Below are 12,177 nucleotides of genomic sequence, written 5' to 3'. Positions count from 1 at the left end.
CCAAATAAAGTTATTAGCCAAATAAATTTGCTAGGTAAATAAATTATAATGAACCAATATGATAGCGAACATTTAGCCCAGAGTAGGTAAAGTTATGCAAAAAACGGTATTAGTGACAGGGGCATCAAGTGGCATAGGGTTGTGCGCTGCGCAGACTTTAAAACAGCGTGGTTATCATGTGATAGCCACCTGTCGAAAACAGGCTGATATTGAACGATTACAATCACTTGGCTTCGAAACCGTGACGTTAGATTTAGATGACCCGGTAAGTGTTGAGACCGCTGCTCAGCAGGTTCTGACGCTCTGTAATGGAAAACTTTTCGGATTATTCAATAACGCCGGATTCGGGGTATATGGCCCATTGAACACCGTGAGCCGCCAGCAATTGGAATCCCAATTCTCCAGTAATTTTTTCGGAGTTCACCAATTGACCTTCCTGCTGCTTCCCGCCATGCTGCCACACCATGAAGGTCGTATTGTGCAAACTAGCTCCGTGATGGGCATTATCTCAACGCCAGGTCGTGGAGCCTATGCCGCCAGTAAATACGCGTTGGAAGCTTGGTCAGATGCATTGCGTTTGGAATTACAAGGCTCTGGTATTCACGTCAGCTTAATTGAGCCCGGTCCCATCCACAGTGCCTTTACCCAAAATGTGGCGCAAACTCAGCAAGATAAGCCAGTTAAAAATCCGGGGATTGCCGCAAAATTTACGTTATATCCTGAAGATGTGGTCAAAAAATTGATTTTGGCATTAGAGAGTCCGCGTCCACGTGTACGCTACTCTGTCACATTATTAACGGTTTTTGTGCGTATACTAAAACGTGTATTACCCGATAAGCTAATGGACAAAGTCCTCGCGGGTCAGGGCAAGAAAGATTGAAAAAACAGAACTAAGCCCCCATTTCATTGACATGATTAATAACGAATTTTAAAGAGACTGTTTATGTTAGCTAACGCACAAATTATTGATATTAACGAGACCAACCTACACCAGACCATCGAACAATCCATGAACATGCCTGTCATGTTCTACTTTTGGTCACCACGCAGCCCTCAAAGCTTAGAATTCACCAGCATGTTAGAGCGTATTGCTCAAGACTACGCAGGGCTATTTATCCTCGCAAAAGTTAACTGCGATGAAGAACAAATGATCGCCAGCCAGTTTGGCTTAAAAGGCGTTCCAACGGTTTATGTGCTGCAAAATGGTCGCCCAGTTGATGGCTTCGAAGGTCCACAGCCTGAAGAAGCTGTGCTGCAAATACTCTCTCGCGTATTACCAAGCCCAGAAGAGTTAAAAGCTGCGCAAGCCGCTGAATTAGTGGCGGAAGGCAAACTTCAAGAGGCTCTGCCATTACTGAAAGAAGCCAACCAACTTGCGCCTAAAAACAGCGATATCACGTTCTTATTAGCTGAAGTGCAAATTGGTCTACATTTAATTGATGATGCAGAAGCCTTGTTAGCTACCGTGCCAATGCAAGATAAAGACAGCCGTTATCAAGGATTAGTGGCTCAAATCGAATTAACCAAGCAAGCTGCGGATACCCCAGAAATTCAGCAGCTGATAAAAGAATTCAATCAAGATCAAGAAAATACTACGTTAGCCGTTCAACTGGCGTTAAAGCTTCACGAAGTCAATCGCAATGAAGAAGCGTTAGACATGCTGCTCACCTTCTTACGCAAAGACTTAAACGCAGGGGATGGCGCAATCAAAAAAACCATGATGGATATCATGTCAGCAATGGGAACAGGTGATGCACTTGCGAGCAAGTTCCGTCGCCAAGTTTATTCATTACTTTACTAGTTAAGGATTACCTATGGATTTGTTCGCGTCTGGTGCACTACCAGTTGTTATTCTTGTCATTATTGCTGTTGTTATCGTTACCACCTGCGTAAAAACGGTACCGCAAGGCTTCCAGTGGACAGTTGAGCGCTTTGGGCGTTATACCCGCACTTTACAGCCGGGTTTACACCTTTTAGTGCCATTTATGGATAAAATTGGTCGCCGTATCAATATGATGGAGCAAGTCCTTGATATTCCATCCCAAGAAGTTATCTCCCGTGATAATGCCAACGTGACCATTGATGCAGTCTGCTTTATTCAAGTAATTGACCCTGTGCGTGCGGCGTATGAAGTCAGCAATTTAGAATTATCCGTTCTGAACCTGATCATGACTAACATCCGTACGGTTCTTGGGGCGATGGAGCTGGATGAAATGCTCTCCCAGCGTGATTCTATCAATGGTCGCTTACTGCACGTAGTGGATGAAGCCACCAACCCGTGGGGCGTAAAAATTACCCGTATTGAAATTCGTGATGTCAAACCGCCAAAAGAACTGGTCAGTGCGATGAACGCCCAGATGAAAGCAGAACGAACCAAACGTGCCGATATTCTGGAAGCGGAAGGTATTCGTCAAGCGGCTATCTTAAAAGCGGAAGGTGAAAAGCAGTCGCAAATTTTGAAAGCGGAAGGTGAACGTCAATCTGCCTTCTTACAAGCAGAAGCGCGTGAGCGAGCGGCTGAAGCAGAAGCCAAAGCGACTCAAATGGTTTCTGAGGCGATCGCCGCCGGTGATATGCAGGCTATCAACTACTTTGTGGCACAAAAATACACTGACGCCCTTACTAGCATTGGCTCGGCAGAAAATAGCAAAGTGATCATGATGCCATTAGAAGCCAGCAACTTAATGGGCGCAATTGGTGGGATCACTGAACTCATTGGCGAAAGCAAAAAAATGGGTGCAAGCAAAAAGCAGGCTAAAGAATGATAGAATTTATCAGCACTCAACCCGTCTGGTTTTGGCTATGTCTTGGGGGATTACTGCTGATTGCTGAACTTCTTGGTACAGGTGGCTACCTACTTTGGTCCGGCATTGCCGCCGTCACCGTTGGGGTGCTCACCTTTGCATTGCCATTCCTCAGTTGGGAATGGCAAGGTATCTTATTTGCGGTATTTACCGTCGTTTCTGCGATTTTATGGCGAAAATGGCTCAGCCACCGCAAAGCCAGTCGTGCCGATGATGTCAACCAAATCAGCCACCAGCTGGTTGGTGTTAGGGCACGCTTGCTAACTGATACCGAAGAGGGGTTTAGCCGCGTGCGCCTCGCCGATGGCAGTTGGCGCATATACAGCGACGTCCCATTAAAAGCGGAAGCTGAAGTGGAAGTAACCGCCGTAGACGGAAACACCCTAAAAGTTAAGCCTTACCATGGTGACAACAGCCACGCACCAGATGATCAATAATCGGGCAGTCTGCCCCTTCATCACCGGGGCAGACATCCACTAATTCTTGTAACGTATCCCGAATAGCCGACAGCTTTAAAATCGTCTGCTGAATTTCATCAATTTTCGCTATCGTCGCACTTTTCACATCCGCACTGTGGCGGCTTGGATTACGAAACAATCCCAGCAACTCCCCGCACTCGTCCAGCGTAAACCCCACATCTTTAGCTTGTTTTAAAAGCATCAGCTCATCGAGATGTCTGGCTTGATAATAGCGATAACTATTATCCCCGCGTTCCGGTGGTGTGATCAGCCCTTTATCTTCATAAAAGCGAATTGCTTTGGCAGTCAGACCGGTTTTTTTGGCAATTTCACTAATATTCATAATTCCCCTTGACCTTCCCCTTGTGGGAAGGTTTAACCTTAATTACATAGCGGATTATAGACTGATTTTGTGTACAAATTATAGCCCCTCATTATGAGAAGGCCCGGAGAATCAAAAATGAAAATAATTCTATCCTTACAAGGTTTGAGCTGCATGCATTGCGTCGGCTCCGTGACAAAAGCACTGCAAGCACGCCCTGATGTTGAATCAGTCAACGTCACGATTGATTACGCGGTGATTGAAAGCAGCGCTAGCGTCGAATCCCTCATTCAAACCATTGTCGATGCAGGCTATGAAGCCACTGAAGCAACTGCGCCAAATGTAGAGTTACAACTCTCTGGCTTAAACTGCATGAAATGCGCAGGGAAAACTCAGCAAGCATTAGAAGCTGTTGAAGGCGTTGCTGCCGCGGTAGTAGATACTCAACAGGCTAAAGTTTATGGCACTGCCTCTACAACCGATTTAATCGCCGCGGTAGAAGGCGCAGGATTCCACGCAGAACTTGCCCAAGAAGGTGCTAGCTCCCCAAAAACTGAGCCGCTGAAAACATCAATTGAACAGCCGGAAACGGGTTCAGCGGCAGTTTGTGATATTCCGGCACAAGAGTCTGACCTTGGCGAACAGCCTGACATTGCCGTGACCGATGACAGCATTCAATTATTACTCGATGGCATGACCTGCGCCAGCTGCGTCAGTAAAGTGCAAAAGGCACTTAATAGCGTACCTGGCGTGGAAAATGCACGAGTGAACTTAGCGGAACGCAGTGCGTTAGTCACTGGAACCGCGAAGCCCGATGACCTCGTCGAAGCGGTCGTAAAAGCAGGTTATGGCGCTGAAATCATCCAAGATGAAGCTAAGCGTCGTGAACGCCAGCAAGAAGTGGCTCAAGCGAATATGCGCCGCTTCCGTTGGCAATCTGCGCTAGCCCTTGCTTTAGGTGTGCCCGTGATGATTTGGGGGATGATCGGCGACAACATGATGTTAAGCGCTGATAACCACAACATTTGGCTCACTATCGGGGTATTAACGCTGCTGGTGATGATTTTTGCCGGTGGGCATTTTTATCGCAGTGCATGGCAAAGCTTAAAAAATGGCAGTGCCACCATGGATACCTTGGTTGCCTTAGGTACTGGGGCAGCTTGGCTCTATTCGATTGTCGTCAATATTTGGCCTGAGATGTTCCCAGAACAAGCTCGCCATCTTTATTACGAAGCCAGCGCCATGATCATCGGTCTGATCAACTTAGGTCATGCCCTTGAGCAGCGCGCACGCCAGCGTTCCTCCAAAGCCTTAGAGCGATTATTGGATTTAACGCCGCCAACGGCCCGCGTTGTCACCGAGCAAGGGGAAGTTGATATGCCCCTTGCTCAAGTGAAACAAGGCATGGTTTTACGCTTAACCACAGGGGATCGTGTCCCTGTCGATGGTGAAATCATTGAAGGTGAAGTGTGGCTGGATGAAGCGATGCTAACGGGTGAGCCTATCCCGCAGCAAAAAAGCCGTGGCGATGCAGTACACGCAGGAACCGTTGTGCAAGACGGTACCGTGTTATTCCGCGCCGCCGCAGTGGGTAGCCAAACCACGTTAGCGCGTATTATTTACTTAGTACGCCAAGCGCAAAGCAGTAAACCGCAAATCGGGCAATTGGCTGACCGAATTTCGGCGGTGTTTGTCCCGGTGGTAGTGGCTATTGCAGTGATTTCAGGGGCTATTTGGTATTTCGTGGGTCCCGCTCCACAAATTACCTACGCGCTGGTTATCACGACCACGGTACTGATTATTGCCTGTCCGTGTGCTTTAGGTCTTGCAACGCCGATGTCGATTATATCCGGTGTCGGTCGCGCCGCAGAGTTTGGGGTATTGGTGCGTGATGCCGATGCCTTACAGCAAGCTAGCGAGCTCGATACCATCGTCTTTGACAAAACCGGTACCTTAACTGAGGGCATGCCACAAGTTACTGATATTCACCTGTTCAACGGTTTTAATGAGTCACAAGCTCTGCAATTTGCGGCGTCCCTCGAAAGTGGTTCTAACCACCCGCTGGCTCGTGCAATTGTTAGCCGTGCAAAAGGGCTGGATATTGTTGCCAATCAGCAATTTAGAACTTTGGCTGGATTAGGAGTCACCGCGGTTGTTGAAGGTAAAACAGTTTTACTTGGCAATCAAAAACTGCTGACTGAAAACCAAATTGATACCCGTGAAATCGATGAAACGCTCCATCAGCAAGCGTCTCTTGGGGTCACACCAGTGCTATTGGCGGTTGATGGTCAGATTGCAGCACTGCTGTCTATTCGCGACCCATTACGTGAAGACAGTGTCAGCGCCCTCGCCCGTCTGCATAAACAAGGCTTCCGCTTAGTAATGTTAACCGGGGATAACCCAGTCACAGCTAAAGCGATCGCCAAAGAGGCTGGCATTGACGAAGTGATTGCGGGAGTGATGCCAGACGGAAAATCTGCGGCGATTGAAGCTTTGCAAGCCAAAGGTCATAAAGTAGCAATGGTGGGTGATGGTATCAACGATGCTCCTGCTCTCGCTCGTGCTGATGTCGGGATTGCCATGGGCGGCGGCAGTGATATTGCGATTGAAACTGCGTCAATTACCTTAATGCGCCAAAGCCTACACGGCGTTGCCGATGCAGTGTCTATCTCCAAAGGGACTCTACGTAATATGAAACAGAACTTGTTTGGAGCCTTCGTGTATAACTCGCTAGGTATTCCGATTGCAGCTGGTATTTTATACCCAATTACTGGCACGTTATTGAACCCTGTAGTGGCAGGAGCCGCCATGGCGCTCTCTTCCATTACCGTGGTCAGCAACGCCAACCGTTTATTACGTTTCAAACCTGAAAAATAGCCTTATCAAGCCACCTTTACACCTTAAAGGTGGCTTTTCCAACATTTTGACTCAACGCAATAAATCGCCCGAATACCTCAGTGCCTTCATCATTCCTGTTCTATAATTAAGTGATTCTAATTATTTTCACTGTTTGAGGGTTCCATGTTAAATATTAATCGCGAAAAGCTCACCAACTTAGCCAATGGTGACGTGAAAAAGCAACGTAATATTTTGGCGGTTCTCGCCGTGTTATTACTGCTAGGTGGTATCGCCTGTTTAGCTAATCCAGTTGCCTCTGGTATTGCCGTCAGTGCTATTGTGGGCGTGCTATTAATCTTAAGTGGCGTCGGTGCCATTGTGAGCATCCTGAGCACCACTATCTATACGGGCTGGTCTCGCCTCTTTGGGTTTGTCATCGGGATTATTTACTGCATCGTCGGTTATGCATTTATCAAAGAGCCTTTACAGGGCTTAATCGCCATGGCAATGGTGATTGCGGCGCTGTTTATTATTGGCGGGGTAATGCGCCTATATGCCGGTATCCAACAAATTAAATCTGCAGGTGGTTGGATGCAGATTATCATCGGGGTTCTGGACTTCTTTATTGCTTACTTATTAATTGGCAATGGTCCTATTACCTCGATTGCGCTGTTAACCGCATTAATCGGTATCGAATTAATTTTCAGTGCGTTTGGTTTATTCTCTCTATTAAGCCTATTAAAGCGCAAAGACTAATTTGCATAATGACTCACACAATATAATAAATAGCGCCTGATGATGAGGCGCTATTTTTTTATCTGCAATTCGTCTGCTTAGTGATAGGCAATATTTTAGTCATAGACCGTATCGTGCGGTGTGATTCGCAAATTCCTACAAGATTGTTTACTCTGTTTATCTCAGTCGTTAAATCAGGATAAATATCAGATGGGAAAACTACCCGAAAACTTAAAAAGTTGGCTGCACCGGGGAGTGGCTCCGAATTATCCTTATCCAGCTGTTGATGTTCGCTTACCTAATAATATAAAGCTGCACATTGTCGGCAGTATTCATATGGGAACCGAAAATATGTTTCCCTTATCCGCAACCTTGCTCGATAAAATCAACCACGCAGATGGGCTGATTGTTGAGGCGGATATCACGCAAGCAAACTCACCTTTCCCAACGTCTACAGCCTTGATAGCACCGATTTCCCAGAGATTAACGGACGCTGAGTTTGCCCTGTTTTTACAATACTGCCAAGAGATACGTCAATCCCCCACTCAGTTTGACCATCTTCCCTCTTGGCAAGTCGCCCTGACGATGCAAGCCACACAAGCGCAGTTATTGGGTTTACGAGGTCACTATGGAATTGACTACCAACTGATCCATAACGCACTAGCCCAAAATAAGCCCATTATTGAGCTAGAAGGTGTAGACTCCCAAGTGCAATTACTGCTCGATTTACCCGATGATGGTTTGCCATTATTGCAAGATACCCTAATTCATTGGCGCGCCAATGCCCGCTCCTTGCAAACCATGATTAGCTGGTGGCTGGATTTTCAACCGGAAAATTGCGTTACATTACCGAATACCTTCAGCGAAGGGGTTTATAATGTGCTGATGACTCAACGCAATCAGGAATGGGCGAGAAAACTGAAAACCTTGCCTGCGGGTAATTATGTGGTCGCCGTAGGCGCACTGCACTTGTTTGGTGAACAGAGCTTAATTGATTATTTACGAAACGATAATTGATCAAATCCAGTCATTGAAAAAGAAAAGGAATAATTATGACTCCGGCAGTAAAATTACTGGAAAAACAAAAAATTAAATTCACGCTACACCCTTATGATCACGATCCCAATGAGAGTAATTTTGGTGATGAAGCCGTCCAAAAATTAGGCTTAGATGCCAAGCAAGTCTTCAAAACCTTATTAGTCGCGCTTAATGGCGATCAAAAAACCTTAGCGGTGGCTGTCACTCCAGTTTCTGGGCAGCTCGATCTCAAATCTGTTGCTAAGGTATTTAAAGTCAAAAAAGTCGAAATGGCCGATCCGCAAATTGCCCAAAAAAACACGGGGTATTTGCTAGGAGGGATCAGCCCATTAGGTCAGAAAAAACGCCTTCCGACCGTGATTGACAGCCAAGCTCAAGAATTTACGACTATGTTTATTTCCGGTGGCAAGCGCGGTTTGGATTTAGAACTCGCCCCAAGCGATCTGGCAAGTGTACTAAATGCCAGCTTTGCGGATATTAAAAAAGAATCGTAAAAAACAAAAAGCCCCAATTAAGGGGCTTTTTCACACTCATTACCGATTATTTATTTTTATAAACAATCTCGCCTTTTGGCTCGTAATCAGCGGCTTTTAATGGAGAATGTTTCTCAATATAGCCTTTGAGCACTTCCGCATCCACAAAACCGGTGTTGACGTAGTTTGGATGATTATCGATAGCTGGATAACCATCACCGCCAATCGCGTTAAAGTTTAATGTCGCCATACGGTAAGTTTTGTTCTTATCGACGGGTTTGCCATCAATCTTCACATCGCTGATTGTGCCGTCGGCATTCAGAGTCAGGCTCACATTATAGAACTGACCGTAAGCACCTGAGTCAGGTTTCATGTTAGCGACCGCTTGCAGATACGGCAGAACCTCTTCGCCTTTAAAGTCCACATAGACTAATTCGTTAGCAAATGGCTGAACTTTCAAGACATCTTTATAGGTAATATCGCCGCTTTCGATGGAATCACGCACGCCGCCGCCGCTCATGATGGCAAAATCAGCCCCTGCACGCTCTTTTTGAGCCGCCAGTAGTAAATGCCCCATATTGGTTTGCTCAAAGCGCACTTTATTACGGTCACCCACCAGCTTGCCTTCCACTGAACCGACTTTCACGCCTAATTGCTGGTCGCCTTTATCTTGATAAGGGGTTAGCAATTTTGTCATTTCAGGGTTATGCGCAATTTCCTGTGTGTAGTAGACGTAATCCGATGAACCGTCGTCTTTCTTCACTTTTTTCTTCAGGTTAATTGGGATCAGCTGATAGTGTTTTAAGGTGAATTTACCGTTTTTGAATTCAAAGTCGGCACGACCTACATATTTACCCCACTCATGGGCTTGAACAATCCAGGTGCCATTTTGGTTGTCTGGCGCACATGGGGTTCCTGGCACATAGTCTTCTTGTTTGTAGTTTTTGTTCTCTTGAGACATACAAACAGGGTCTTGTGAGTGACCACCCACTATCATATCTAAATAGCCCGCAGGTAAGCTGCGCGCCATTTCCACATCCCCCGGTGCGTTAGAACCGTGGTTGCCATCATCGTAGTGTCCCATATGGGTTGCCGCGATAATAATGTCTGGTTTCTCAGTCGCACGTAGCTCTTCCACCACTTTTTTGGCTTCAGCAGCAGGGACGCGGAATTCAACATCAGGGAAGTTCGCAGGGTTACCGATTTTCGCGGTATCGTCAGTTGTTAAGCCTAAAACAGCAATTTTTACACCTTGCTTATCAAAGACTTGATAAGGTTTAAAGAGACGTTTACCTGTGCTGGTTTGATAAATGTTGGCAGATAAGAATGGGAACGTTGCCCACTTTTCTTGCTGCTTGAGGACTTCTAGCGGGTTATCAAATTCGTGGTTACCGAGCGCCATCGCATCGTAGCCCACCAAATTCATCCCTTTAAAATCAGGCTCAGCATCTTGCAAATCAGACTCTGGTACACCAGTATTAATATCCCCACCAGAGAGTAATAAAACACTGCCGCCTTGCTTCACCACTTCGTCACGAATTTCATCAACCACGGTTTTTTGTGCCGCTAATCCATACTCACCTTTTTCATTGTGCCAAAAATGACCATGATGATCGTTAGTATGCAAAATAGTGATGTTGTAGGTTTTATCTTTTTCCCACGCATTTGCCATCGCTGCGGGTAACAGCGCTAACGAGACAGTTAATGCGCATGCGGATGCCTTAAATGTCAGTTTCATACATTCTCCCTGCTGGTATAGAAATCTCTACCGATTACGTAGTTTTTTATGCGTAATAAGCTTATGAGTTAATAAGCCATGTGTTAATAGACTCAGTCTTATAGCATAAAAATGACGGCAAGATCTGAGCGGCTATGCACAAACAGAACGCTGTTACAAAGAAATGAGATCTGGATCGACTAATATTTTCCATCAATTTACCCATGCCACTCATATTGCCATTTAAATAATTTCTATATTAGTTATATTGGTTACAATTACGCAACAAACTAAAGTGATGATCATGAGTGAGCAAACAGCAGCGAATGGCGGCGCCAAACCCGCCAATAAAACGGGAAAAACCGTTTTCAGTATCCTGACGGCAATCAGTGTCTCTCATTTACTCAATGACATGATTCAGTCGCTAATATTAGCGATTTATCCCTTATTACAATCTGATTTTTCCCTTAGCTTCGCTCAAATTGGGATGATCACCCTCACTTACCAAGTCACGGCATCACTTTTACAGCCGATTATTGGTTATTACACGGATAAACACCCTCAACCCTATTCCTTACCGATAGGCATGAGCTTTACCTTGTCGGGTCTATTGCTATTAGCCATGGCAGAAACCTTCCCAACCATCTTAATCGCTGCCGCGTTAGTGGGGACTGGCTCTTCTGTCTTCCATCCTGAATCATCAAGAGTCGCACGGATGGCATCTGGTGGACGCCATGGTTTAGCCCAATCCTTTTTCCAAGTGGGCGGCAACCTCGGAGCATCATTAGGTCCTCTACTTGCCGCACTGATCATTGAACCTTATGGTAAAGGCAACATCGGTTGGTTCTCGTTCGCGGCACTACTCGCCATTATTATTCTTTTGCAAGTTAGCAGTTGGTATAAACAGCAGCATCGCGCTGCAAAGAAAAAGCCCGTCATTCACGGAGAAGTTAAAGTGCTGCCTCGCAAAGTCGTGGTTGGCTCACTCAGCGTTTTGTTAGTTTTAATTTTCTCAAAATATTTCTATTTAGCGAGCATTAGCAGTTACTACACTTTCTATTTAATCGATAAGTTTGGTGTTTCGGTACAAAACGCCCAAATTCACTTGTTTGTATTTTTATTCGCCGTTGCTGCGGGAACCATGATTGGTGGTCCTATTGGCGATAAAATTGGGCGTAAGTATGTTATCTGGTTTTCTATCCTTGGCGTTGCCCCATTTACGTTGATTTTACCTCACGCGTCACTCTTCTGGACGGGTGTCCTGACGGTGATTATCGGGATGATTTTAGCCTCAGCATTCTCGGCTATTTTGGTATACGCACAAGAATTGATCCCAGGTAAAACAGGGATGGTTTCAGGGCTATTCTTTGGTTTAGCCTTTGGTATGGGGGGCGTTGGTGCTGCTGTCTTGGGTCATATTGCAGACCAAACCAGCATTGAGCAAGTTTATCAATATTGTGCCTTTCTACCATTATTGGGTATTTTTACTGTATTGTTACCAAATATAAACAACAAATAGGCTTATTACCTTATTTTATCCATACTTATGTTTTTATAAGTATGGATAACCCTTCCTTTATTTCACAAAAGACTTCCATAAAAACGACTAAAATAAAAAGCTTGTAACGATTTAGCCCTATCAGCTCGATTTTTTTTTAGAAACTAGGCAATTTTTTAAAGAAATTTGTTTTCAAAACCGCTAAAATAGATAAACACGCAATTTGTATTTCAAAATGGTGATTAACGTCATCAACATTTTGAAAGCCAAAGGCATGTACCCACCTTTTTATTC

The 12,177-nt window shown here is 45.4% G+C and carries 11 protein-coding genes; 9 read left to right on the top strand and 2 right to left on the bottom strand.

The genetic code is table 11. From position 1 onward, the window contains the following. The first annotated feature begins 94 nt into the window (after window positions 1-94). The 4 genes from GKR71_RS03540 to GKR71_RS03525 all read left to right on the top strand — a co-directional run bounded on the left by GKR71_RS03540 (window position 95) and on the right by GKR71_RS03525 (window position 3,241). Window positions 95-880, top strand: coding sequence for an SDR family oxidoreductase (locus GKR71_RS03540; RefSeq protein ID WP_154609478.1), 786 nt, complete (start codon window positions 95-97; stop codon window positions 878-880). 63 nt (window positions 881-943) lie between these two features. Then, window positions 944-1,801, top strand: a complete 858-nt coding sequence (locus tag GKR71_RS03535) for a co-chaperone YbbN (RefSeq protein WP_036952152.1) — start codon at window positions 944-946, stop codon at window positions 1,799-1,801. Between the two features lie 13 nt (window positions 1,802-1,814). After that, window positions 1,815-2,765 carry an SPFH domain-containing protein gene (locus GKR71_RS03530; RefSeq protein WP_036952154.1) on the top strand — a complete coding sequence of 317 codons (951 nt, stop codon included), beginning with the start codon at window positions 1,815-1,817 and terminating at the stop codon, window positions 2,763-2,765. Next, window positions 2,762-3,241 carry an NfeD family protein gene (locus GKR71_RS03525; RefSeq protein WP_108478322.1) on the top strand — a complete coding sequence of 160 codons (480 nt, stop codon included), beginning with the start codon at window positions 2,762-2,764 and terminating at the stop codon, window positions 3,239-3,241. The genes GKR71_RS03530 and GKR71_RS03525 overlap by 4 nt, the downstream gene beginning before the upstream one ends. Here GKR71_RS03525 and cueR read toward each other — a convergent pair. Further along, window positions 3,195-3,605, bottom strand: a complete 411-nt coding sequence (cueR, locus tag GKR71_RS03520; RefSeq protein WP_154633951.1) for a Cu(I)-responsive transcriptional regulator — start codon at window positions 3,603-3,605, stop codon at window positions 3,195-3,197. The two genes, GKR71_RS03525 and cueR, sit on opposite strands and share 47 nt — an antisense overlap. A 117-nt stretch (window positions 3,606-3,722) precedes the next feature. On the opposite strand from cueR, the gene copA reads away from it, so the two are divergent. The 4 genes from copA to ybaK all read left to right on the top strand — a co-directional run bounded on the left by copA (window position 3,723) and on the right by ybaK (window position 8,689). Beyond that, window positions 3,723-6,461 carry a copper-exporting P-type ATPase CopA gene (gene copA / locus GKR71_RS03515; protein WP_036952161.1) on the top strand — a complete coding sequence of 913 codons (2,739 nt, stop codon included), beginning with the start codon at window positions 3,723-3,725 and terminating at the stop codon, window positions 6,459-6,461. Window positions 6,462-6,605: 144 nt separating this feature from the next. Further along, window positions 6,606-7,178 carry an HdeD family acid-resistance protein gene (locus tag GKR71_RS03510; RefSeq protein WP_036952163.1) on the top strand — a complete coding sequence of 191 codons (573 nt, stop codon included), beginning with the start codon at window positions 6,606-6,608 and terminating at the stop codon, window positions 7,176-7,178. Window positions 7,179-7,367: 189 nt separating this feature from the next. Then, window positions 7,368-8,174, top strand: coding sequence for a TraB/GumN family protein (locus GKR71_RS03505; protein ID WP_154633950.1), 807 nt, complete (start codon window positions 7,368-7,370; stop codon window positions 8,172-8,174). A 35-nt stretch (window positions 8,175-8,209) separates the two neighbouring features. Next, window positions 8,210-8,689 (top strand): Cys-tRNA(Pro)/Cys-tRNA(Cys) deacylase YbaK, encoded by a 480-nt coding sequence (gene ybaK, locus GKR71_RS03500; protein ID WP_154633949.1) that lies wholly within the window; start codon window positions 8,210-8,212, stop codon window positions 8,687-8,689. Window positions 8,690-8,735: 46 nt separating this feature from the next. Here ybaK and ushA read toward each other — a convergent pair whose 3' ends face one another. Continuing rightward, window positions 8,736-10,406 carry a bifunctional UDP-sugar hydrolase/5'-nucleotidase UshA gene (ushA, locus tag GKR71_RS03495; protein ID WP_154633948.1) on the bottom strand — a complete coding sequence of 557 codons (1,671 nt, stop codon included), beginning with the start codon at window positions 10,404-10,406 and terminating at the stop codon, window positions 8,736-8,738. A 283-nt stretch (window positions 10,407-10,689) separates the two neighbouring features. Here ushA and GKR71_RS03490 point away from each other — a divergent pair, with 283 nt between their 5' ends. Next, a complete protein-coding gene (locus GKR71_RS03490) occupies window positions 10,690-11,904 on the top strand; it encodes an MFS transporter (protein ID WP_108478325.1) in 1,215 nt (404 codons plus the stop codon). Window positions 11,905-12,177 lie beyond the last annotated feature (273 nt).

Origin of the sequence: Providencia sp. wls1922, assembly GCF_009706505.1 — a bacterium.
Lineage (GTDB): Bacteria > Pseudomonadota > Gammaproteobacteria > Enterobacterales > Enterobacteriaceae > Providencia > Providencia lanzhouensis.
Note: the sequence above shows the minus strand (reverse complement) of the source record. Positions and strands in the feature narration are given on the sequence as shown.